This is a genomic window from Microvirga sp. BSC39 (genome assembly GCF_000739015.1).
GTDB lineage: Bacteria > Pseudomonadota > Alphaproteobacteria > Rhizobiales > Beijerinckiaceae > Microvirga.
Genome location: NZ_JPUG01000022.1, coordinates 29,883 through 50,646, shown reverse-complemented (window position 1 = coordinate 50,646; position 20,764 = coordinate 29,883). Strand labels below are relative to the sequence as shown.

Sequence of the window (20,764 nt, the reverse complement as noted above, 5' to 3'; positions counted from 1 at the left end):
ACGGCACGGCCCGGCCGATCTGGTCCGGGAAAGTGCCGCGTGCGGATGCTGAGGAAATGACCTTGCAGGAGGTGGCCGACCAACTCGGAACCCACTGGCAGACGGTGTACGGCTGGCTGCGGCGTGGCACGCTCAAGGGCCGGCTGGCTCAGGTGGGCAAACAACGCATTTGGCTGGTGAAGCTCGCGGATAGCCCCGCAGCTCGCATCAAGCCATCAGACTGAACGTCAACAGGAAGCAGTTATTGAGAGGCATTATGGCAAAACGATCGAACAGGCCTTCGCCAAGATCAAGGCACACCTGCGCAAGGTCGAGGCCCGAACGTTCGACGCGCTCTGGCGCGCCCTCGGCGACATCTGCGATTTGTTTGAGCCGCAAGAATGTTGGAACTTCCTCAAGGCCGCCGGCTATGCGTCCGTTTAACCGTCCGATGCTCTAGCGAATGACGCCGGCTGTGGAAAACGCTGGCGGATGTGTCAGCAGGTCATGCGCTTACCGCGCTGCCCCTACAGAGCGATCAGGCGCTGCTTGACTGAAATTCATGTTTCAGTACAGGTCCTCAGCTTTACTGAGCAGAACTTGTGCTTTCCCCTGGATGCCATTTGTAGACTGAGAAGGGCTGACCTCGCTCGGACCAATGGCTCAGCTCCAGTGTACTAACATAAGTTACAAAATTTGCCCTTGTGTCGGCTTCCTGACAGACTGAGCTTCTCCGGCCCGGTATAGGATCGGCACAAATAAAAACACTCGCTGAGGGGGGGTAGATTAAGGCCGGTGAGCTGCCACGCATTTGCTCGATGTTGAAAGAGCGCTGGTGTCACCGCGTGCCCCGAGCAGTCCAATGACAAACAGGAAACGCAAGCCTACCCCTTCTGACCGTCGCCGTATCCTTCAGCTGGAGCGGGAACTCCAAGCCATTGAGGCAGAGATCGCACGTCGCGAGAAGGACAAGAGCTTGGGTCTTGCGACGCAGGATCACTTCATCCTCTGGAGGCGCCCAAGTCTGTTTGCTCCATGGTCAGCCGACCTCCAGTAGGAAGCAGCCAGCCTGGCCGATTTTTTACCCTTTGTGACCGTTGGACATCGCTTATGAACCGACATTCGTTAGTTCGCCTGTTGTCGTGATCATTGAGACAGCACCTGGGCGTAAGCGTCAGTACCCGATCAGAGATCTCTACAAAGCGATGGCCGTGATGCGCTGGTACAAGCTCAAGCCACTGATTGACCTGCGTACTGTCAATCCTGGAGTGTGGCTGGTTGCAACTGCGGCCATGAGCCGAGCGCACGAGCAGCCAGACCCTGTCGCCGTTGAGTACGCCCGGGAGATGTTCGTGGTAGTGGCAAAAGCAGCCGAGATTCTCGATGGCCTGTAGCCAGAAGACTCGCCCCGTAGAGAGTCTTGAAGTGACGCAACCAGGGTAGATGCTGCGCATTCCGGCGCATTCTCAGCTACGTTGTCCTCATCAGGCCAAGCTATCGTTGCAGCACGATAATGCCCAAGCCGAAGCCTGTGTTGTCGTAGGTGAGCCAGGCTTCTCCCTGCCCAAGCATCATCCCCTTGTCTCTAACGAAGATTGTCTCGAAGGTGGAGCTAGCGACCACCTCCCGGAGGTGCGGATCCATGACTGTTTTCTTCGCCGCTACAAGCTGGCCGCGGTTGCGGATTGTCCGCCTAATCGTTCCTGTGACGGCCAGGGGGTATCGGGTGACCCGGGCGAGAAGTTCGACATCACCGGATCGAAAGGCTGCCTTGACACGCCGGAAGCCATAGTAAGCCTCAAGCGGATCGAAGTTCTGAGCACGGTAGCTGGCCTCGATCTCCGGTGTCAGCTTCGGCCGGGAGAACCCCGCTTCAGGCGGTCTCACGGGCAGGTCCATGGACCGCCGCAGCTCCCGCGCCAGAAGGTCCAGCGCCCTATGGCGGTCGTAGAGTTGTTGCAACGCCGGCGCCTGGGTCTGCGCCGCTCCGCTCGCGAGGGATCCCGTGATTTCCTGATCGATTGTCTTTGTGTCGGACCCTGCATTCCGCGACTGCCGGGAGACAGCGGTCTCCTCCAGTTCGCCGACGAGTTGGTTGCGTACAATCCAGAGCCGCTCCTCGACCTCGGCAAGAACCTGCTCGTGTGACGGCCTGAAGCTCGGACCTTGAGCGATGTCGGCCGGCAAGGCCTCCATGGCCTCCTGGGGCGTTGGGCCCTTGAGTTCATTAGGCGGATAGCGAGGATCAACCTTGTAGGTTCTCCCATAGACCTTCACGAAGAAAGGATCCGCAGAAGCCTTAACGACACTAAGGAAAGCCAGCAGGCAGACAGATAGCCCAAGTGCCCTGGCGGTAAAGCCAGTCATCGCCGCCTCCCGCTCCGAAGGAAATCGGTCTACACATTCTACACCCTCGGCGAGGGGAAACAGATTTTATTTATCGCACTCCTCCTGACGCGGCCTTGAACCTTTTGACATAGCAATGCGAGAAAGTCCTCACATGCACGGCCACCATACGAAGACCATCTATCTGAGCTAAAGTCACCGATCCTTTCAGGTTTGGAGGTCGCCATGTACGTTGTTATCCGCAAGTTCAACCGAATGAGATCGGTTGCGGAAGCTGCCCGTCGCGCCGAAAGCGGCCTTGGCCAGATGCTCAAGCAAACGCCCGGGTTTCAGGGCTACTGCGTGTTCGACGCAGGCCATGGAATGGGTGGATCGATCAGTTTGTTTGAGAACCAGGAGGCTGCACTTGCAGCCAACGAGAAGGCATTGGCCTGGATCCAAGCGAGCCGGACGGATGTCATTGATGGTGAGCCTGAGATCACCATGGGCGAGGTTCTAGCCACCGTGACACCTTGAACAGGGTTATTTCAGTTCTCCCGCCAGCATCTCCAACGTGATCAACAACGAGCTTAAGTATTTAGGATTAAGGCCCACGCGCGACTGATGCTGCAGGGCGTACGCTTATTGTAGAACCCTGGTGCGTCGAAGGCTTGATCTAGCCATCCACCCGGGGCCGGACGTGAAGGCATCCGCGCGAAAAAGCGTTGTGGCTCTGCAAGCGGATCAACGCCTCCACTTACCTTCGTAACGGAACTCCGGGGCGGACTTCAGTTGATCAACGTCGGCGTTCATAGTCGCCTGCCACCTGTTCTCGCCCTCCGTATACCGGATCGAGATCGCTGATGGATCGACTGCCACATAGCGTTGGCCACCACCCAGGATCTCACCGACGGATAGCACGATGCCGACAATCTGGCCGCCCTCGAAGACAACGTCTTCGACCTTTCCCATTCCTTTGCCGCCCACGCTTTGAACATCCAGACCAATCAGCCTTGAGCTTAGGATGGCATTGTTGCTGATCGTGATGAACTGCGGCGCACCGGACGCAGGCGGTGTGCTCTGGGCTTGTGCCACACCTAACATGCCGAGAGTGACGAGAACCATAAGAGCTGAAGAACGCATATATATTTATCCTCGGAGCGTGATCCGAAACCAGTAGTCCGCAGGATAGTGGCCGATTTAGGAAGATCGTCTGGTGCAGTGGGCCTTGGGCTTGCCGATCTCCAACGCTGTGGCGAACTACGCCAGAACTCCACGACGAGTTCGGACACTCAACGAAGCGGAGCAATTGTTGTTGGGGAACTGCCCCGAGCCCCCATATACAAGGTTGGGGCTGCGATTTGCTGCTTCGGGAGTGACCTATGCGGATCATAACAGCTACGGCCGTGCTGGCCTTGCTAATCGCGTCCCATCCTGTCTCGGCCAAGGATGCAACTGAGCCAGGAGCAGGGATCCCAAAGGTGTCTGGGTCGAAAGCGTATACGGCTGAGGAATCTGCAGCGATGGGGAGGGCGGCTCGGACCAAGGCGGAGGCGCAGGAGAGGGTCTGGGATCGCAGGATGAAGATCATCACGAGAGGCATCTGCACAGGATGCTGAGCCTTGCACCGAGCTTCGCGGCTCAGTATCCTGATATGGGCATGTCAATCGTCAACCTGCTCTGATAGGCCGAGCCGCTCCAGCACGGCCTCGGTAGTCCGCGCAACGTGGCCGCCGGCTTATGGAAAACCCCAGTGAGGGTGGACGACAGGCTGCTGTGGAGAGACTTCCGCGGTAGGCAGAGCACGTTGGATCTTCGCTTCACCCATCTCCGGACTTAGCCCAAGATGAGCGCTCTCCCATGTTGACCAAGGATGAAGCCGTTAATTGGGGAGTGTCAAATGGAGGAGCTTGGGCGTCGGCTCCTGAAAAGGAAACCCCAAATCAGAAGCAGGACAACCGCTCCGAAGACGGATGCTACCAACCCGGTACTGTCCTCCGGCTGATACCATCCTGCCTCTTGTCCCAGATACGAGGCCGCAATGGCGCCGATGATGCCAAGGAGACCGGTCAGCATGAACCCGAATGGTCCCTTTCTGCCGGGTGCAACCAGTCTGGCGATCACGCCAGCCGCCAAGCCGAGTGCTACGGTCCACATAATGCTCATGAGAGCTCCTGCCGAGAGATATGATCTAGGGAGGCAACCCTAGTGTCCGGGTCAGGTTGCAGCCCGGGATACGGCCCTTCGTCTTCGGCCTCTAGCGATCGTTACTCTCTTTTTTCAGCCCCGTACTCCTGCGGACCCTGCTTGCCTTGTTAGCGGCCAAGTCCTTGATAAACGCGGCCGCCCACCGTGTGACATCAGAGTCCCATAGAACCTTCAGCATCGCCTGCCAGCGTGCGACCCGATCCTCTTGGCTCATGTGCAGCGCGTGCTGAATAGCCTCTGCCACCTCGACCTTGTCATTCGGGTTGACGATGAGCGCATCAGTGAGCTCCTCAGCAGCCCCGGCAAATTTCGACAGAATGAGAACACCGGGATCCTGCGGGTCCTGAGCTGCCACGTACTCTTTGGCCACCAGGTTCATCCCATCCCGCATGGGGGTCACGAGCCCGACCCGAGCCAGCCGATAAAGGCCAGCAAGGATCGCACGAGAATAGGTGCTGGTTACATAGTGGATCGGCACCCATCCCGGCTCGCCCAAGGAGCCATTGATCCGACCCAGCGTCTCATTCACAACTCGGCTGAGGGTTGCGTACTCGGGCACTTCGCTGCGGCTTGTTGGGGCAATCTGCAGATAGGTCACCCGGCCCCGCTGCTCTGGATGGCTGACCAGAAAGCGCTCGAACGCCTCCATGCGCTCAGGAATGCCTTTTGAGTAGTCCAGCCGATCAACCCCGATGATCAGCTGGCGGGATCCCAGACCAGCAATCGTCTGCTTGAGAAGCCGTCCTGATCCAGAGCGTTGGGCTGCCTGCTGGAGTCCATTGACGTCGATGCCGATTGGAGCGCTTTTGATGCGGACCCGGCGGCTTCCGACGTCCAGAAGGTCTGCCCTACGGTGAATTGCGCCAAGTTCCTGCACGAGGCTGCGTCTGAGGTTGTCGGCATCCCGCTCCGTCTGCACACCCACAAGATCATAGTCCGGGATGACGCGCAGGAGCTCGGTGCTGCCTGGAAGAGCTCCAAACACTTCAGGAGCCGGCCAGGGGATGTGGTGAAAGTACCCGATGGGGTTGATTATGCCCACAGCCCGCAGTTCGCTCGCGAGGGGGATGAGGTGATAGTCGTGAACCCAGACGAGATCGTCGGGTTGGATCAGATGCGCCAGGGCACTGGCGAAACTGCGGTTCACCCGCAAGTACCCTGCATAGTCAGCCCGCGAGAACTCGGAGAGACCAATCCGGTAGTGCATGATGGGCCAGAGGGCCCGGTTGGCGAAGCCGTTATAGTACTCCTGCCGATCAAGCGAAGTCAGGTCCATGACGGCATACTGCACCTGTCCCTTGTCGATGATCTTGGGGTGTGCCGCCGGATGGGCCGAGACCTTGCCGCTCCAGCCGAACCACAGCCCCTGGTAAGCTTGAAAGGCCTCATGCAGGGCTACGGCCAAGCCCCCTGCGGCGGCTTTTCCCGCGGCATCCGGGAGAGCCACGCGATTGGAGATGACAACGAGCCGTCGCAAATGCATCTCCCTTATAGCAAGGAAGAGGGTAGCCTAAGGATGAACACCGTGGCAAATAGCGCACCGGCTTAAGTCACATCAAGCAGTAAGAGACTATTCTAGGCCGGGACTCAGCAGGTCAAAACCATTGCTCAAGGTCGCGCACTTCGAGCGGTGCCTGACCGCTCATCCTGTGACGTCCGTCTCCGGCCGATCCGTCCCCCGAGAGACTTCTTCGTGCCAGTCACCTGCTTCGTCCTGGTACTCGATGTCTTCTGTCACGCCCGGCAGCCTCTGTTCGGCGGCTGCTCGTTCCGCCGCCTCGCGTGCTTCCTCATGGGAGGCGTAGCGTTCCGAGAAAACATCCCCGGCTTTGTAGGCCCATCCATCTTCGTGCTCGACAACCCTATAATGAACATAAGCCATAACTATTCTCCTGGGAGCCTCAACGCGGGCGACCAACCTGCGAGGAGTGGCAGCTTCAGATTTAGGCGCTGGGGCGCTCTGGACCCCAGACAAACACCTCATCGCCTGTGTGATCCAGGATCCGCAGGGCATCGGGTTTTTGCGGCATATCCAAGGTCTCAAAGAGGGACAGGGCTCTCACTTTCGCGTCGTCCAGATCCGTTGTGTCATGCTCGACACGATCCAGGATTGCATGAGCCTCGTCCATGTCTCGAACGCGAAAAAATTCGATGATAAACATCATAGAGGCTCCGTTTCGCACAGAACTGCGACATCAGCATCGTTTCGCGCCAGGATTGCCTGCAAAACAGCGAGTGCGGCCTCATCCGCTGCTGCAGTTGCAAGCTCAAAGACGGCAATGGCATAGGCTTCGGCATCGTCGGCACGGGCTTCCAACAGGTGTGACTCGTGGCGTTCCGTCCAAAGAGCCCCACCCGGAACAGGCTCGGCCGTTTTCTCAGCGAGCCATGCTTTGACCCTGACGTTAGCGGCTTCAACGGTGACGCGGTTATCATAAATGCGCTGCTCAACACGGTCGAGACGGCTCTCAAGGACTCCTTGCGAGTTGTCGAAGGTCGCCACGCCGTTCGATTTGAGAGCCTCAAGACGACGATCCATCCCGTGCAGCTTGATCCGCAGCTCGTCACAAAGGCGACCGATCCGCTCACTCATTCGCGTCTCCTGTAAGATCGCATCGGGCGATGATCATAGCGGGAGTGAGTTGACGCTGTCCTTCGACGGCCACTCGGCGCTGAACTGACTGACAATCCCCCTGCTGAAGACCTTGGCTCCTGGTCCGGCAGACTCCGCCTCCGTTATGGCGGCATTGATGGCCTCAACACGGGAGTTATACTCCCCACGGTGTTTGCCGTTCACCCGGATGCGCCAGGCGCCATGATGTCGGACGACGTAAAACTCGGTTGTCATTGACTGATCTCCTCGGGCCATAAGCCTCGCCCACCGATTCAAATCAACCAACGAAGTTAGAACTGCTTGCCCGACATCCAGCTTTGAACGTCGGCCCTGGCCTTGTCATAGGTCAGGCTACAGCGGACCTTTACCACTTCGATCAACTGCTCCTCGTTCTTGATCTGTAACAGATCCGCGGTGGTAAGGCCTCTCCACTGCCGCTTTGCATCGATGCGGTAACCTGTCTTGCGGGTGACGGTCTCATCGCTTTCGCCGCCTCTAAAGCCAAACATTGTAGCCTCCGTCTTTAAGGTGGGCCTCGCCGTGCAGCAGCCGGCTTCAGCCCGTTGCATGAAGCCAATACAAGCCAGCCGACGTGTTGGTGCTCCTTCCCATCCCTGAAAGAGTTCCGTAGACGGTGCGGTTCTCCGCACGAGCGGTTGATCGGGCTCTCAGGCGGACGGCGTTTCCTGGTGGGCTGCCGCCAACTCTTGAGGGTCGACCCTGACCGCCTGCACCGAGCCGTGGTTCCCTTGGACCAGGGGGAGGTAGATGGTGGTCGCAACCCGCCGGTAGGCGAGGAACGACAGCCCCTCAATCAGTTCCTCGTCAATGTCGACCGCGTATGTGCCGGCAGGTTGTACCTTGTCCACCGCCATCAGTGAGAACGGGTGGTCGAAGGTCAGTGTCTCTCGGGTGGTGCGCATGAGGTGCTCCTAAGCGGCGATCTTGTCGGCGCAATCTTTGGCAACCTGGCTGTTGCCTTCCGCGGTGCCTAGCATTGTCGCCCACCCGTTCTCCAGGACCAGGTCGCCCCTGTTCCAGGACGAGGCGGTCTTGATGGCAGCAACACGCTCGGCAAGCTGTGGGTCGCGCTTCGATTGATCGACGCAGATCAGGGATAAAGCCGTGACCACCTCGGCTTTCGATTGATCGGTGGCCATTGTTCGAGCTGTGCCGCCGGTGACCCAACCGCCCCAGGAAAACCCGATAGCGGCAAGCGCGACAGCACCACAGGCAGCGCCGTAGAGGCCAGGCTTCAGCCATTCTGGGGTTTTCATGATGATTTCCTAGGGATGATGAAGGAAGCGCCTCGTTTCCTCAAAGTTCAATATAACACAGTCTAAGATTTTAACTCTGTTTTATATTTGACCCGGGGTCTATTTATTTAGGTTGCTCATAGCCACATCTTTCAACAGATCGATGCAAGCTTCCGGCCTGCGGGATCAGGTGATTAGTGCCCAGGCGACACGACTTGGGTTGCCCAGAGCCTAAGGCATCCCTTGAGACGCTCCGCAATGAGGAGGCTGCCATGAGATTTCTGGTCCAGTTCAAAAGGTTTCGACGTGGTGTTCCCGAGGTTATCGGAACCCTGCCCATCGTGGCCGCTGACGGTGCCGCAGCCTTGGCATTAGTCCGGAGCCTTGCCGGAATGAGACGCTGGCCAACCCGGACCGATGCTCTGCGTCTGATGGACGATGGTGGCCGTACGCTGCTCGACTGGACAGCGCCGGTAGCAGCCGCGGAGCCGGTCTCATACGTACCTACTTCTACTCCGGGGAAGCCAACAGGCGACGTACCCCGCCGCGCTCCGCCAAGAGTGGCAGAGCACCCAGAAGAGAACCAATCAATGCCCGCCTCAGGGGAGCACCTCTTTGCCGTGGGACAAGCCATCTCCTACGCGGAGGATGGTCAGCCCGAGAGCTGGAAGGGCGGCTATGAGATCGTCAGGCTCGATGATCCACAACGTGACCCGCAATACGCGATCAGAAGCGCGGATCAGTCGTATGACCGGATTGTGCATGAGCACGAACTCCGCGAGGACCTGGGCGCCCGCGCCCGGGGCCGTTGAGCCTACATCTCCGGTTGGCCGTCTGGACCCGGTCAAGCAGCTGCACAAGCTGCTGCGGAAGCACAACGGACCCAAGCGGTTGGCTGCACGAAGGAAAGCGAGTGAGACATGGCACAGAACATCCTCAGTTTGGCGACCTCGATTATGCGCAAGGTCTGGGGTGCGTTGACGCCTGCCCCAGTTCCCGCTGTGCAACCACGGCCGCAGCTCAACGGAAGGCGAGGCTACGGAGACGACAGCATCAAGCTGCCCAACTGAGGTCTGAGGGCGTGGTCGCTCGGGGTGGGGCTGCTCATCAACGCCTCTCGCCGCTGGGCGGAAGCTGCAAGAGGAGGAACGTGTCAGTGACAAGGCGTATCTGTCCTGTTACAGACTAGCTCTAAGGGGCGCAGGCTAGACTACTGCGCCCGGGGCAGCCTCGTTTCGCGGCGGATGTTTTCCAGCTCATTGCGGGTATGTTCCATCTCACGCCGCACTGCGCCAATATCCCGGCGCAAGTCCTCGATCGAGCGAACAATCTGTTGCGTCGCTTCCCGCAGGTCACCGCGGGTGATCGATGCGTCAGTGCTGTCCTGCTGAACGCTCGCGCAGTCTGGTGTGCCGTCACGACGGTAGCGCAGGCTCAGGGCATCTCCCACCTTGAGATACACGCACCGGGTATCCGGGTCGCGCCAGGTCGATGGCGGGGCCTCCTGTGCTGTAGCTGGGATGGCGAGGGCCAACAACCCAACAGTGATTGCGACTTTGATCATCAGTCCTCCCTGGGAGAATGTGGGTGCCGGAAAATCCATGTCTCTTCCAAGAGCCGCCTCCTCAATGAACGAACACGGCCTTCGATGTAACCGTAAGGCCCCGCCCTGCTGAGGCAAGTGCTCCTCCCGAGCCATGCCAATGAGGTTCGCAAGAGCATGATCAACCATAGGACGAGAGCCGAGGTTGTTGCCTCGGCCCTCTTCTGGTTTTCTCAGCACGAGGTGCCGCAACGCATCAGGCAGCGCGGCTGGCCTTCTTCGTCTCAGCCTTGAGTGTCAGGCCGGCCTCGTTCGCCACACGTGTGGCAACCTCGGCGATCCGGCGGGTGCCCTCAATGGTCTGCTCAAGATTGTGCCGCATGATGGTGCTCTGGGCTGCCATGAAGTCTGGGAGCGACTGGCAGCGTGCCAGCACACCAAAATCCTCGACGTTCTTCTGCAAGCGCTCCTGCGTAAGGCTGAACCACTCGCGCGAGAGGTCCTGCACTCCACGCGTCAGCATGGTGCTGGCCTGCGTCATCATCTCAAGGTTCTGGGCCCCCTGACGGGTGAGCTCCTCGCGGCCCTCGCCCGTGATGCCGTAAGCCTGAGTGACCTGATCGGTGAAGCGCCGGGTGTTCTCAGAGGCAGAGTTCAAGCCAGACCGCATGGCGTCCTGTGCCTTCTCTGCGTTGTCGCGAATGTGTTCACCCGCAACTTTAGCACGGTCGTTCGCCTGATTGTTTGTATTATGAGCGACAGACATATGGATAATCCTGATATTGATAAATACAAGTACGCATAATCCCAGCCTTGCGAGCCAACTCGGAAACAGCTTGTACTTAATTGTTGTTCATTTCCTCTTTAAGATAGTCGTAGAACATTGCGTTCATAATACGACCATCAGGAGCTTTTACTGCGCAACAGCAATTCATCCTCAATTTTGTTCTTGTGATCCTGCGCACACAAAGGCTGAAGGTCGTTCCGCATAGCGTTTCGCAGGATGCCCGTTTCATGTGCCGCCCGTTCGGGCGCTGCGCAACGGCCATCCGGTGAGGACCTTGCTGAAGCCTTCGCGGAACGCATCAGGACAGGCCACCCCACCATGCCCCAGTTCAAGCTCGATCCGGCCCAGATCAACGACCTGCGCGCCTATCTGGATTCCGTTCAGGGCTAGAGCCTGAGTTCACTCAGCGCACCACGAGGACCGGAACCTTCGAGTGGGAGAGCACCTTCATGGTCTCGCTCCCGAGGAAAAGGGCCGAGACCCCGCCGCGTCCATGCGAGGCCATCACGATCAGGTCGCAGCGCTGGCCTTCCGCCGTGCGGATGATCGCCTGGTAGGGCGCGGCGTCTTCCATGTGAAGGGTCATGGCATCGACACCAAGTTTGCGCGCAATCTCGGAGGCTTCCGCCAGGGTGCGCTCGGCGTGCTTTTGCATATGCTCCCTGAACGAGGCCGGCGTTTCCCCGAGTTGATCGGCCTCAAGCGCAAAGACATGGAAGCGCTCAGCCACAGTGAGCAGCAGGACCGTCGCTCCCACAGCCTTTGCCAGGTTGGTTCCATGCTCGACGGCACGGGTCGACAAGGATGAGCCGTCGGTCGCAATCAGGATGTTCTTGTACATGCAGGCCTCCCTCGTTGAGGCGTGAAGCCCCCAAACGCAGTGCCGTCTCGTTCAGTACGACAGGAACAGGGGCACCGGGCAGTTCTTGAGCAGCGACCGCGTCGTGCCGCCAAGCATCATCTGGCGCAGGCGCGAATGCACATAAGCTCCCATCACGATCATGTCGGCCCGGATCAGGTCGGCATGGTTGCGCAAGGTTTCCGCGACGTCACCATCCTGGGCGGGCAGGGTCAACTCACCGACCTTGATGCCGTGGCGGGTGAGATGCGGGGCAAGGTCGGCACCAGAGACAGCCGGCTCCAGATCCTTTTCTCCCGTGACGCTGACCAGTTCGACGTGGGAGGCCTCCCGCAGGAGAGGCAGGGCGTCGTTGAGCGCCCGTGCCGCCTTGGCGCTGCCATCCCACGCCACGAGGATCCTGTCTCCAGTGAAGACCTCGTGGCCTTGGGGCACCACGATGAGCGGTCGCCCGCTGTCGGTGAGCACCGCCTCGATCAGCCCGCGGTCAACGGCCAGGGAAATCGGCTCGGCGTCCAAAACCGTCAGGTCGTGGGCTCGTGCCAGGGCGGTGAAGCTCTTCACCAAGTCCGGATAGGCAAGCTGCGGCGCCTGAGTGGTGCAGGCGAGGCCTGAGGCCGCCGCGGCCTGTCGCGATGCATCCGCAGCGGCGTGAGCCAAGGCATCGAGCCGGCGGTTCTCGGCGCCCACGAGTTCTTCGGCGATGTTGCTGATGAAGGCATGCGTCAGGACAAGCTTCAACGAGGCGGCTTGGACGGTGACGTGGGCACCTGCCTCTTTGGCCAGCGAAAGGCCATAGGCCAGGGCCGAGGATCGCTCCTCCGCATCCCCTTCTTCCGTCACCCCGATCAGGATGCTGTGGATGTTCTGGAGCATCAGAATTTTCCTTTGTCAGTTGAGACCAGGCTTACGCTTCCGAGTTCTTGCATGCCAGTGCTGGAGCAGGGGATCAGAACAGCACCGTCTTGCAAACGTCTCGATCCGAGACCTTGCAGAGCAGATCGGCAGCGGCATGAAGTGCACATCGCCTGTCACCGGCATGGCCGATGAACAGCCATCGTCGCAGGGGTTTCCATGAAGTAGGGCGATCTGGGGGATAAGGCTGCGGCGACTGTCAAACCACACTGAAGAAAACCAGCGTCGTCCATGGCTAAAGCGCCCGGGTTTTCCCGGGCACTCTCCACATTCAACCGGGCAGCATCCTCAGGCCGCGATCTGAGGCGGTGTGGCCTCCAGGAGCGTGCTTGGGCTTGTGATTGGGATTGTCCGAGGCTTCATCGCCTCTGGGAGCTCCCGCACGAGCTCGACGTGGAGAAGCCCGTTGTCCAAACTTGCACCCTCGACCGTAACATGGTCAGCGAGTTGGAAGCTGCGCTCAAAGGCCCGTGCCGCGATGCCCAGATAGAGCACATCGGAGGTTTTCTCCTTGGGCTGTCGCGCGCCGCGGATCGTCAGCCTGTTCTCCTTTGCCTCAATCGAAAGATCAGCCTGCGAGAAGCCGGCTACTGCAACCGAGATGCGATAGGCATTCTCACCTGTGCGCTCGATGTTGTAGGGCGGGTAGCTCGGCGCTGAACTTTCCACGCCGCCGGGTTGGTCAAGCATGGACAGCATCCGGTCGAAGCCGACGGTTGAACGATAGAGGGGAGCAAAATCGTATGTACGCATAGCATGACCTCACTGAAGGAGGGGCATGCGAAGGGCCAGCCCTGAGGGCCTGACCGTCCGTATCACGCAGCCAAATGGCCTGCACCTCTAGTATTTGGGGGTGAGGTCGAGTGATTATAAGGAGCAGCGGCAAGTATTTGCCATCATCTTACTTCAAATAAAGACAACGATGTTCCAAGAAAATTTGTGTAATAGGGCGCGACGCACCGAGGGGGTAGTTTATCGGAACATAGCCTGCCAAGATCCGCACGTGACAGAGGGCAAACCTTAGCTGTGTTTCCGCAGTGGGGGGACGGGCTGGCCTCGATGAACTCTGTTTTATGTTGCATTTTGGCTGAGGCTGGATAGGCCGCGGAAGGAAATCATTGATGGAAGTTGAGCGTTCCAGTGGCTCCGCTAATCGGATGAGGGTCATCTGCTCGATCTCAAAGGTCTGTTCCTGGCACGCCCTGGACCAAAGAGCTTGGTCTGCTTCAGCGGGTAAGAGCTGACGTTCATTGAGAAGTCTGAATGTGGAAGTTTGACCCAGAGCAGACCTTCTACCTTTGCTGATGGCTGCCAATCGTCAGGCCAGTGGAGCATTCACGGTGCAGATCACCCCGGTTGGGGCGAAGTTGATGTGAACCTGCCCGCCAAGATCCTGAGCCAGGCTTCGCTCAATCAACCGGGAACCGAACCCTCTGCGGGTGGGTATCCGCACGACGGGCCCTCCGCTCTCCGCCCAACGCAGTTTGAGCGTGGATCGCTCGCCTGGCTCCACGTTCCAGGTGATCGTGATCTGGCCCGTGGCGTTGGACAGGGCACCGTACTTGACCGCATTCGTCGCCAGTTCCTGAAGAGCCATGGCAAGGGGCAGCGCCATGCGTGGCGACAGGCGAACCTTGGGCCCGCTCAGATGAAGCCTGTTCTCGCCTGGGCTGGAGTAGGGAGCCACCGCCTGCTCCACGATCTCGTACAGATCGGCTCCCTCCCAGTTCTCCCGCGTGAGCACGTCGTGGGTTCGGGAGAGGGCAAGCAGGCGGCTCTCGATGGCCGACTTGGCTTCCGCCGCCGTCTCGGTGTTGCGCAGGGTCTGCGACGCAATGGACTGCACCGTCGCCAAGGTGTTCTTAACGCGATGGTTGAGCTCGTTGATCAGGAGTATCTGGTGCTCCTCCCACTGCTTCTGTTCGGTGATGTCCTCGAACACACCGACCTCACGCTCGGGCTGCCCCTGAGCATCCCAGTAGAGTTGGCTCAGGCTGGCAATGTGCCGGATCGAGCCGTCCGGCAAGCGGATGCGGTACTGCGTGTCCAGCCTCCCGGGGCCGCGGAGCGTCGTCTCGATTTCGGCCCGCACCCGCTCCACATCGTCAGGCACGATCCGGCTGAAGTAGTCCTTGGCCCGTCCGCCTTCGCTTTCCCCGAACCCGAATATCTCACGGGTTCGCTCCGACGCCGTGACGGTGTCGTCACGCAGGTTCCAGTCGAAGGTTCCCAGCTCGGCAATCGTCAGAGCTGTTGAGAAGCGTTCCTCACTGTGCCTCAGGGCGATCTCCGCCCGCTTGAGGTCGGTGACATCGTGCCCCTCACCGAAGATGCCGATCACCTGGCCCCGGTTGTCGGTGATCGGCTGGTACACGAAGTCGAAGTAGAGGCTGCGCGGCGGCTCGCCGGGCCGCTGGAGCGTGATCGGCATCTGCCGGCCGACGAACGGCTCGCCGCTGGCATAAACCCCGTCGAGGATCTCGAAGAAGCCCTGGCCGGCCAGCTCGGGCAAGGCCTGGCGCACCGTCATGCCGATGAGATCACGCTTGCCGATGACCTCCAGGTAGGAGGGGTTCGCCAGCTCGAACACGTGCTCGGGTCCGCTGAGCATCACCATCAGGCCCGGCGCCTGCCGGAAGAAGCCCTGAAGGCGGTCCTTCTCGGCCTTCAGAACCGCGCGGGCCTCTACCTCCCGGGTGGTCTCCGTCACGGCACAGAACATGCCGCCGAGGCCGCCCGTCTCGTCATGAACCGGGCTGTAGGAGAAGGTGAAGTAGGCTTGCTCATCAAAGCCCCTGCGCCGCACGACCAGCGGCAGATCCTCTCGGTAGCTGGCCTCACCCGCGAGGGCGTTGCCGATCAGCGGCTCGATGTCTGTCCAGATCTCGGACCAGATGTCCCTGAAGCGCCCGCCCATGGCAGCCGGGTGCTTGGCCCCGAGGATCTCGGCATAGCCGTCATTGTAGAGAAACCCGAGTTCAGGCCCCCATGCCACAAACATCGGGAACCTGGAATTGAGCAGCAGGCTCACGACCGTGCGCAGGCTTTGGGGCCAGGACTGCGGCCTCCCGAGCGGGGATGCGGACCAGTCCATGGAGCGCATGACCGCTCCCGCTTCCCCGTCTCCGCCGAGAAAGTACAGTTCAGGTTTGGTAACATCAACGCGCATATGCACCCTCGGCACCTCGGCACGGCGGACATGGTCCTCTTGCGGCCGTCTCCCCGCGCGCGACCCAAATGGGGCGAATAGCGTCCCTGCCTTCGCGGCAGGGGATCAACGGGCACCTGACCCACGCACTGAGAGACTGGTCCGGGCTCATAAACCCGGGCGAAGAGGAGTTGATGGGCATTGATGAGGATACGACAGGATGGCTGGGAGGATATCGGGTGGCTAAATAAGCCAGGCAGCTACCTATGCAATGAGCTGAGTTGACGCGTTCTGCATGTCTCCCTGCATGCGGGCGCGATCGGTACCCACTGGCCCAGGGTTCGGCAAGGAATGCGAAGGCATCCGTCGCTTGCGACATTCCGGACCCATGCAAGGGCCACGCTGGCTGCCAGGCATAGGTTGACACCTGCCCCGCCTGACATAGCTACCGCTGCTCGCCGACAGGATCGGGCGTTCCAAGCCATCGCCTCCCGTTGTGCCTCCCGAAACTTCGCCTCCACGGGCGCCGTAGGCTACCCATGACTGACAATGACGCGCCCGAGGGCGCGGGAAGCAATCCGCTGTCCCTGGATGTTCAGGGAGACGGGCAAAGCATCGGTGTTCCCGCAGCCGGCGAGCACGAGAACGGCTCCTACAGCCCGACAGGTGGAGTTGGCATCCACCACTGGCAAAGGGCGGCAATCACGAAACCGAGTCTTGATGAGCGGGGCAGCGTGTTCTTCGCCGCCATCGAGATGACCCGGATGCCGATCATCCTCACCGATCCCAACCTGCCGGACAATCCTGTCGTCTTCGCCAACCGCGCCTTCCAGGACCTGACCGGCTACAACGAGGACGAGGTTCTGGGGCGAAACTGCCGCTTCCTCCAGGGCGCCCACACGGATCGGGAGGCCGTTGCCGAACTGCGGCAGGCCGTGGAGGAGAGCCGGGCCGTCTCGGTCGAGCTCCTGAACTACAAGCGGGACGGAACCCCGTTCTGGAACGCCTGCTTCATCGCGCCCGTCTTCGACAAGGACGACAAGCTCCTCTACTTCTTTGCCTCCCAGCTCGACGTGACGCGGCGGCGGACCTCGGAGCAGGCTTACCGCCAGGCGCAGAAGATGGAGAGCATCGGCCAGCTCACGGCAGGGCTCGCCCACGACTTCAACAATCTCCTGCAAGTGGTCTCGGGTAACCTGGAGCTGGCGCTGTCCCGCACGGACGACGAGTCGTTGCGCCGCCCGCTGGAGAACGCCAGTCGTGCGGCCGAGCGTGGTGCCAAGCTGACCAAGCAGCTCCTGGCCTTCGCCCGCAAGACCCGGCTCGAGGCCAAGCCCACGAACCTGAACACCCTGATCACCGAGTTCGGCGACATGCTGGAGAACTCGGTCGGTCCGCAGGTCGAGATCCAGCTTAACCTGCGCTCCCGGATACCTGCGGCCCTGGTGGATCCGGTGCATCTGGAGATGGCGGTGCTCAACGTGCTGATCAACGCCCGCGACGCCATGCCGAAGGGGGGCTGCGTCACGATCGGCACGTCCAAGGTGCACCTCAACGGGAACGCGTCCGCCCATAATCTCCCACCGGGCGATTACGTTGCGCTGACTATCAGCGACGAGGGCGAGGGCATGCCCCCGCACGTGCTCGAGCGGGCGATCGAGCCGTTCTTCACCACCAAGACCCAGGGTAAGGGCACGGGACTCGGGCTCGCCATGGTGCACGGCTTCGTGCAGCAGTCCCTCGGGCGGCTCGAGATCGAAAGCCAACGCGGCAAGGGCACGACCATCCGCATGCTGTTTCCGGCGGCTGACACGCAGGCGCATGCACCCCGTCGGCCGAGCCAGGATCTGGCGCACACGGAACCGAAGGGCCAGGCGGAGACGATCCTCGTCGTCGAGGACAGCAACGACGTGCTTGAACTCGCACACGAGCACCTCACGGCGCTTGGCTACACGGTCCTGACCGCGCGGGACGCCGACGAGGCCCTCACCGTGTTCGACACGGCCCAAGGCAGGATCGACCTCTTGTTCACCGATCTCGTCATGCCGGGCAGCATGAACGGGCTGGCGCTGGCCGATGCCGTCCGCGAGCGCTCGCCCGCCACCGGGGTTCTCCTGACCACGGGCTACAACGATGATCTCCTGACGGAAGGAAGGGCATCGGCCGGAGCTGACGTGCTCGGAAAGCCGTACCGTCGGTCCGATCTCGCCGACCGGGTTCGGGCCGCCCTGAACGCCCGCGGGCGCGAGCGGCGGATACCTGAGGCCGGCGCGTCGCGGGGACCGCGCCACGAGGGTTGAGCCCGTGTTGCCGACGGCGGCTGCGGGATTGCAAGCTCAAGGATGGTTCAGCCGATCATGACGTCGTTCGCCCTAACCGGAAACATGGATTCAGGCCGGCAGGTCCACTTCCAGGCACAGCTCCTCAATGCGGTCGAGCAGGCGGTTATCGCGACGGATCTCGATGGCGTCGTCACCTACTGGAACCGCTGCGCCGAGCGGCTGTACGGGTGGGCCGCCGAGGAGGCGCTCGGGCGCAATATCCTGGAGCTGAACATTCCCCCGGAAGGGCTGCCCCAGGCCGAGGAGATTATAGACTGTCTCAAGGCCGGCAAGGCCTGGTCGGGGGATGTCGTCCTGCGGCACAAGGACGGACATACCTTCCCGGTTCAGGTGACCGACGCGCCGGTGCTGGACGACGGCGGGCAGATGGTGGGCATCGTCGGCATCTCGATGGAGATCGGCGACCGGGTCCGCACCCTGGCGGCGCTTGCCAGCAGCGAGGAGCGGCTGCGGATCGCCCAGCATGCGGGAGGCATTGGTACCTTCGAGTGGAACATCCGCTCAGGCGAGGTGATGGTGACGGAGGAGTTCTGCCGCATCTGGGGGATCGGGCAGCACACGTCGATCCGGGTTGGTGCGTTCGCGGAGTTCGTCCATCCCGACGACCGTGATCTGCTCGCATCCTCGCTGGCCCATCCTCTTGAGGATCTGATTGGCTACACGGAATACCGCATCATCCGCCAGGATGATCGGCAGGTGCGTTGGCTGGCACGGCGCGGGGAGATCGTCCGCGACGAAGCCGGCGAGCCTTCCCGGGTCATCGGAGCCGTCTACGACATCACAGACCGCAAGCGGGCGGAAGAGCAGCGCCAGCTCCTGATGCAGGAACTGACGCACCGGGTGAAGAACACCCTGGCTATGGTCCAGGCGATCTCCACCCAGACGATGCGAAGCGCTGCTTCGCTGGAGGAGGCGGGCACCATCTTCGGCGAGAGATTGACGGCCCTTGCGCGGGCGAACGACACGCTGCTGCAAGAGAACTGGGCCAGTGCCAGCATCAGGGTGATCGTTGCAGGTGCCACCCAGTCGCACAATGATCACGGCCGGATCCATTGCAGCGGACCTGATATCAGACTTAGCCCTAAGGCAGCGCTTGCACTCTCCCTGGCCTTGCACGAGTTGTGCACCAATGCGGCCAAGTACGGGGCGCTGTCGGCCGACACCGGGCAGGTCGGGATCACGTGGCACGTGGCAGGGGACGGGGATGCTGCCCTGTTCCAATTCCGATGGCAGGAAAGTGGCGGTCCACCCGTCAAGGCTCCCGAGCGCAAGGGCTTCGGCTCGCGCTTGATCGAGCGAAGCCTCGCGGGGAGCTTCGGTGGACAGGCCGGGATCCGCTACGAGCCAGCCGGAGTCGTCTGGAGCATTGAGACCCCGCTGTCGGCCCTTCAGGAGCCAACCTCGGGCTGATCGGGCTCTGAGGCGCCGGCACGTCACCACTGTCAGCTTGTCCGTCGGCCGAGACGTTGAGCCGACTGCCGACGCTCTTGCCGTGGCAGTAAAGGTGCGAAGGTCCTGTTCTGGCACGAAGCTGCCCCTATCCGGATTTCCGCTTTAGCCGTGTCAGCGGACCTTCATTTAGTTTGCTCCAGCGAGTTATGACTCACTGCCAACCTTCTGTATCAGGCGAGCTGGAACCCCTCAGCTAACGGATGCGGTGATTATCCGGATGAACTAGGCCGGCTTTTCGTCCGATGCGGGAGCAGCAGGCTGTGGTTCGCTAATCTTTCCGTGCGCAGGATTGTAGCCGCTGTACCGTCACGAGATCAGCCGGAGGCGCTCATGACCCAGGCGCTGACCGCCAGGGGGCCTGGCGCCTGCTGAAGTAGGCTAGAAAACGTGGCTATCTTACCAAGGGCGAGTTCGACCAGATGTTTCGGCCAGACCTGCCGCCGGACTGCTTAGAGGCTCTCAAGCGCGAGCTGTGGAAGCTTCACATCAGCATCTTTGGTGATAGGGGATAAGCGCTGAGGTCACACACAAGGAGGTGAGGGAAGGGGCTCTGTTCCCTCAAACCAGGCGTGGATTGCGGCCTCGCGGGCGGTCTGCTCGTCCTCAAAGCCACAGTCGGTGGGCTTCTCGAAGCCGCAGACGTGGCACTGGACAGCAGCAGTGAAGCCAAGGTTACCCGTGGCAAAGCTCAGAACGGATGCTGCGTCGCAGGAACACTGTGGACAGAACCTCTGGCCCATGTGGTTCTTCCTTTCCCCAGCGATTGCTGCTGGTTGAGGTGAGACTAGCGCGAATGGAGACGCTTTCGAGCCGGGTAGTCTGCGACAAATTTGTGCAACGCACAATAACCAAGAGAGAATGTGGTGCTCATCAGAGCGGGGCATAAGGCCCTCGTTTGGGCCTACCATCTTGCCGCCCGGGATCCGACGGTTAAGCCGGTCGGGCACCGCTCCGTTGTTGGCAGTTCAGCACTTCGCTTCGCCTACTCTCGTTTTGCGCCGGTCATCTGGGACATAAAGATCTCCTGCATCTGCTCGAACCCTTTAAGGGTGGCAGGCAGCCAGGTTCTCAGCATGGCTTCAGGCTCCATAGCCCTGATGTTCGCGGCCATGCGGTCCTGCACCTCTCGCATGAGCTGCTCTTGCATGGGCTTCACGTCTGGCAGTCCGAGAAAGGCCCGTGCCTCCTCGGGTGTGCACTCAACGTCCATGGTGATCTTCATCTGACATCTTGCTCCAGCATTGAGACATAGGCTGCCGATCTTTGGTGTCGTACCAGACCTGAATATGCAAACGCCCCTGGCTTTGGACCAGGAGCGCGTCTCTAGGGTCAATCA

The 20,764-nt window shown here is 60.6% G+C and carries 24 protein-coding genes and 2 pseudogenes; 8 read left to right on the top strand and 18 right to left on the bottom strand.

Annotation, left to right across the window (positions count from 1 at the left end; translation table 11 throughout):
* The 3 genes and pseudogenes from MA07_RS01925 to MA07_RS01915 all read left to right on the top strand — a co-directional run.
* Window positions 1-224: helix-turn-helix domain-containing protein (locus MA07_RS01925; protein WP_036346257.1), on the top strand; the 224-nt coding region annotated here is incomplete at its 5' end.
* 43 nt (window positions 225-267) lie between these two features.
* Window positions 268-423 (top strand): annotated as a pseudogene (locus MA07_RS30630) (IS630 family transposase); the annotation flags it as partial.
* A gap of 653 nt (window positions 424-1,076) precedes the next feature.
* Entirely contained in the window at window positions 1,077-1,373 is a 297-nt protein-coding gene (locus MA07_RS01915) for a hypothetical protein (protein ID WP_152568685.1), read from the top strand.
* A 100-nt stretch (window positions 1,374-1,473) separates the two neighbouring features.
* Here the strand turns inward: MA07_RS01915 and MA07_RS01910 are convergent, their stop codons facing one another.
* The gene (locus MA07_RS01910; RefSeq protein ID WP_036346250.1) at window positions 1,474-2,346 is read right to left on the bottom strand and encodes a hypothetical protein; all 873 of its coding nucleotides are present in this window, start codon (window positions 2,344-2,346) and stop codon (window positions 1,474-1,476) included.
* 204 nt (window positions 2,347-2,550) lie between these two features.
* Here MA07_RS01910 and MA07_RS01905 point away from each other — a divergent pair, with 204 nt between their 5' ends.
* On the top strand, window positions 2,551-2,841 hold the full coding sequence (locus MA07_RS01905) for a hypothetical protein (RefSeq protein WP_036346247.1): 291 nt from the start codon (window positions 2,551-2,553) through the stop codon (window positions 2,839-2,841).
* Window positions 2,842-3,048: 207 nt separating this feature from the next.
* On the opposite strand, the gene MA07_RS01900 is transcribed toward MA07_RS01905, so the two are convergent.
* From MA07_RS01900 to MA07_RS01850, 10 genes are all read right to left on the bottom strand, one after another.
* The gene (locus MA07_RS01900) at window positions 3,049-3,447 is read right to left on the bottom strand and encodes a PRC-barrel domain-containing protein (RefSeq protein WP_036346245.1); all 399 of its coding nucleotides are present in this window, start codon (window positions 3,445-3,447) and stop codon (window positions 3,049-3,051) included.
* 753 nt (window positions 3,448-4,200) lie between these two features.
* On the bottom strand, window positions 4,201-4,380 hold the full coding sequence (locus tag MA07_RS01890) for a GlsB/YeaQ/YmgE family stress response membrane protein (protein ID WP_244445128.1): 180 nt from the start codon (window positions 4,378-4,380) through the stop codon (window positions 4,201-4,203).
* Window positions 4,381-4,561: 181 nt separating this feature from the next.
* The gene (locus tag MA07_RS01885; protein WP_052002735.1) at window positions 4,562-5,989 is read right to left on the bottom strand and encodes a trehalose-6-phosphate synthase; all 1,428 of its coding nucleotides are present in this window, start codon (window positions 5,987-5,989) and stop codon (window positions 4,562-4,564) included.
* A 165-nt stretch (window positions 5,990-6,154) separates the two neighbouring features.
* Window positions 6,155-6,394, bottom strand: coding sequence for a DUF2188 domain-containing protein (locus MA07_RS01880; protein ID WP_036346238.1), 240 nt, complete (start codon window positions 6,392-6,394; stop codon window positions 6,155-6,157).
* 61 nt (window positions 6,395-6,455) lie between these two features.
* Window positions 6,456-6,677 carry a hypothetical protein gene (locus MA07_RS01875; protein WP_036346236.1) on the bottom strand — a complete coding sequence of 74 codons (222 nt, stop codon included), beginning with the start codon at window positions 6,675-6,677 and terminating at the stop codon, window positions 6,456-6,458.
* The gene (locus tag MA07_RS27425; protein ID WP_052002734.1) at window positions 6,674-7,105 is read right to left on the bottom strand and encodes a hypothetical protein; all 432 of its coding nucleotides are present in this window, start codon (window positions 7,103-7,105) and stop codon (window positions 6,674-6,676) included. Before MA07_RS27425 ends, MA07_RS01875 begins: the two co-directional genes overlap by 4 nt.
* A 33-nt stretch (window positions 7,106-7,138) precedes the next feature.
* Entirely contained in the window at window positions 7,139-7,360 is a 222-nt protein-coding gene (locus tag MA07_RS01865) for a hypothetical protein (protein WP_036346234.1), read from the bottom strand.
* 56 nt (window positions 7,361-7,416) lie between these two features.
* Window positions 7,417-7,635 carry a hypothetical protein gene (locus MA07_RS01860; protein ID WP_036346297.1) on the bottom strand — a complete coding sequence of 73 codons (219 nt, stop codon included), beginning with the start codon at window positions 7,633-7,635 and terminating at the stop codon, window positions 7,417-7,419.
* 159 nt (window positions 7,636-7,794) lie between these two features.
* On the bottom strand, window positions 7,795-8,049 hold the full coding sequence (locus MA07_RS01855) for a hypothetical protein (RefSeq protein ID WP_036346232.1): 255 nt from the start codon (window positions 8,047-8,049) through the stop codon (window positions 7,795-7,797).
* Window positions 8,050-8,058: 9 nt separating this feature from the next.
* On the bottom strand, window positions 8,059-8,403 hold the full coding sequence (locus MA07_RS01850) for a hypothetical protein (RefSeq protein WP_036346230.1): 345 nt from the start codon (window positions 8,401-8,403) through the stop codon (window positions 8,059-8,061).
* Between the two features lie 569 nt (window positions 8,404-8,972).
* Here MA07_RS01850 and MA07_RS01845 point away from each other — a divergent pair.
* Window positions 8,973-9,194: a hypothetical protein gene (locus MA07_RS01845; protein ID WP_036346228.1), complete on the top strand. Its 222-nt coding sequence runs from the start codon at window positions 8,973-8,975 to the stop codon at window positions 9,192-9,194.
* 398 nt (window positions 9,195-9,592) lie between these two features.
* Here MA07_RS01845 and MA07_RS01840 read toward each other — a convergent pair whose 3' ends face one another.
* Window positions 9,593-9,946, bottom strand: a complete 354-nt coding sequence (locus MA07_RS01840) for a hypothetical protein (protein WP_152568684.1) — start codon at window positions 9,944-9,946, stop codon at window positions 9,593-9,595.
* Window positions 9,947-10,181: 235 nt separating this feature from the next.
* A complete protein-coding gene (locus MA07_RS01835; protein WP_160195356.1) occupies window positions 10,182-10,583 on the bottom strand; it encodes a phasin family protein in 402 nt (133 codons plus the stop codon).
* Between the two features lie 396 nt (window positions 10,584-10,979).
* Between MA07_RS01835 and MA07_RS27420 the strand changes: the two are divergent.
* Window positions 10,980-11,102, top strand: a pseudogene (locus MA07_RS27420) (cytochrome c); the annotation flags it as partial.
* A gap of 13 nt (window positions 11,103-11,115) precedes the next feature.
* Here the strand turns inward: MA07_RS27420 and MA07_RS01830 are convergent.
* The 4 genes from MA07_RS01830 to MA07_RS27415 all read right to left on the bottom strand — a co-directional run bounded on the left by MA07_RS01830 (window position 11,116) and on the right by MA07_RS27415 (window position 15,655).
* Window positions 11,116-11,553, bottom strand: a complete 438-nt coding sequence (locus tag MA07_RS01830) for a universal stress protein (protein WP_036346222.1) — start codon at window positions 11,551-11,553, stop codon at window positions 11,116-11,118.
* Window positions 11,554-11,604: 51 nt separating this feature from the next.
* Complete coding sequence (locus MA07_RS01825; protein WP_036346218.1) at window positions 11,605-12,447, bottom strand: universal stress protein; 843 nt, start codon at window positions 12,445-12,447, stop codon at window positions 11,605-11,607.
* A 327-nt stretch (window positions 12,448-12,774) separates the two neighbouring features.
* Complete coding sequence (locus MA07_RS01820; protein ID WP_036346215.1) at window positions 12,775-13,239, bottom strand: Hsp20 family protein; 465 nt, start codon at window positions 13,237-13,239, stop codon at window positions 12,775-12,777.
* 565 nt (window positions 13,240-13,804) lie between these two features.
* The gene (locus MA07_RS27415) at window positions 13,805-15,655 is read right to left on the bottom strand and encodes an HWE histidine kinase domain-containing protein (RefSeq protein WP_081928711.1); all 1,851 of its coding nucleotides are present in this window, start codon (window positions 15,653-15,655) and stop codon (window positions 13,805-13,807) included.
* Window positions 15,656-16,173: 518 nt separating this feature from the next.
* Here MA07_RS27415 and MA07_RS01810 point away from each other — a divergent pair.
* Window positions 16,174-17,934, top strand: a complete 1,761-nt coding sequence (locus tag MA07_RS01810; protein WP_052002732.1) for a histidine kinase famiy protein — start codon at window positions 16,174-16,176, stop codon at window positions 17,932-17,934.
* A 57-nt stretch (window positions 17,935-17,991) separates the two neighbouring features.
* The gene (locus tag MA07_RS01805) at window positions 17,992-19,386 is read left to right on the top strand and encodes a PAS domain S-box protein (protein WP_160195355.1); all 1,395 of its coding nucleotides are present in this window, start codon (window positions 17,992-17,994) and stop codon (window positions 19,384-19,386) included.
* A 1,024-nt stretch (window positions 19,387-20,410) separates the two neighbouring features.
* Here MA07_RS01805 and MA07_RS01795 read toward each other — a convergent pair.
* The gene (locus MA07_RS01795) at window positions 20,411-20,638 is read right to left on the bottom strand and encodes a DUF6489 family protein (RefSeq protein WP_200879308.1); all 228 of its coding nucleotides are present in this window, start codon (window positions 20,636-20,638) and stop codon (window positions 20,411-20,413) included.
* Window positions 20,639-20,764: the final 126 nt, after the last annotated feature.

What these genes read in the sequence shown, in the direction of transcription:
- MA07_RS01910 (WP_036346250.1), bottom strand. Translation starts at nt 2,346, where the DNA reads ATGACTGGCTTTACCGCCAGGGCACTTGGGCTATCTGTCTGCCTGCTG.
- MA07_RS01905 (WP_036346247.1), top strand. Translation starts at nt 2,551, where the DNA reads ATGTACGTTGTTATCCGCAAGTTCAACCGAATGAGATCGGTTGCGGAA.
- MA07_RS01900 (WP_036346245.1), bottom strand. Translation starts at nt 3,447, where the DNA reads ATGCGTTCTTCAGCTCTTATGGTTCTCGTCACTCTCGGCATGTTAGGT.
- MA07_RS01890 (WP_244445128.1), bottom strand. Translation starts at nt 4,380, where the DNA reads ATGCTGACCGGTCTCCTTGGCATCATCGGCGCCATTGCGGCCTCGTAT.
- MA07_RS01880 (WP_036346238.1), bottom strand. Translation starts at nt 6,394, where the DNA reads ATGGCTTATGTTCATTATAGGGTTGTCGAGCACGAAGATGGATGGGCC.
- MA07_RS01875 (WP_036346236.1), bottom strand. Translation starts at nt 6,677, where the DNA reads ATGATGTTTATCATCGAATTTTTTCGCGTTCGAGACATGGACGAGGCT.
- MA07_RS27425 (WP_052002734.1), bottom strand. Translation starts at nt 7,105, where the DNA reads ATGAGTGAGCGGATCGGTCGCCTTTGTGACGAGCTGCGGATCAAGCTG.
- MA07_RS01865 (WP_036346234.1), bottom strand. Translation starts at nt 7,360, where the DNA reads ATGACAACCGAGTTTTACGTCGTCCGACATCATGGCGCCTGGCGCATC.
- MA07_RS01860 (WP_036346297.1), bottom strand. Translation starts at nt 7,635, where the DNA reads ATGTTTGGCTTTAGAGGCGGCGAAAGCGATGAGACCGTCACCCGCAAG.
- MA07_RS01855 (WP_036346232.1), bottom strand. Translation starts at nt 8,049, where the DNA reads ATGCGCACCACCCGAGAGACACTGACCTTCGACCACCCGTTCTCACTG.
- MA07_RS01850 (WP_036346230.1), bottom strand. Translation starts at nt 8,403, where the DNA reads ATGAAAACCCCAGAATGGCTGAAGCCTGGCCTCTACGGCGCTGCCTGT.
- MA07_RS01845 (WP_036346228.1), top strand. Translation starts at nt 8,973, where the DNA reads ATGCCCGCCTCAGGGGAGCACCTCTTTGCCGTGGGACAAGCCATCTCC.
- MA07_RS01840 (WP_152568684.1), bottom strand. Translation starts at nt 9,946, where the DNA reads ATGATCAAAGTCGCAATCACTGTTGGGTTGTTGGCCCTCGCCATCCCA.
- MA07_RS01830 (WP_036346222.1), bottom strand. Translation starts at nt 11,553, where the DNA reads ATGTACAAGAACATCCTGATTGCGACCGACGGCTCATCCTTGTCGACC.
- MA07_RS01825 (WP_036346218.1), bottom strand. Translation starts at nt 12,447, where the DNA reads ATGCTCCAGAACATCCACAGCATCCTGATCGGGGTGACGGAAGAAGGG.
- MA07_RS01820 (WP_036346215.1), bottom strand. Translation starts at nt 13,239, where the DNA reads ATGCGTACATACGATTTTGCTCCCCTCTATCGTTCAACCGTCGGCTTC.
- MA07_RS27415 (WP_081928711.1), bottom strand. Translation starts at nt 15,655, where the DNA reads ATGCGCGTTGATGTTACCAAACCTGAACTGTACTTTCTCGGCGGAGAC.
- MA07_RS01810 (WP_052002732.1), top strand. Translation starts at nt 16,174, where the DNA reads ATGACTGACAATGACGCGCCCGAGGGCGCGGGAAGCAATCCGCTGTCC.
- MA07_RS01805 (WP_160195355.1), top strand. Translation starts at nt 17,992, where the DNA reads ATGACGTCGTTCGCCCTAACCGGAAACATGGATTCAGGCCGGCAGGTC.
- MA07_RS01795 (WP_200879308.1), bottom strand. Translation starts at nt 20,638, where the DNA reads ATGGACGTTGAGTGCACACCCGAGGAGGCACGGGCCTTTCTCGGACTG.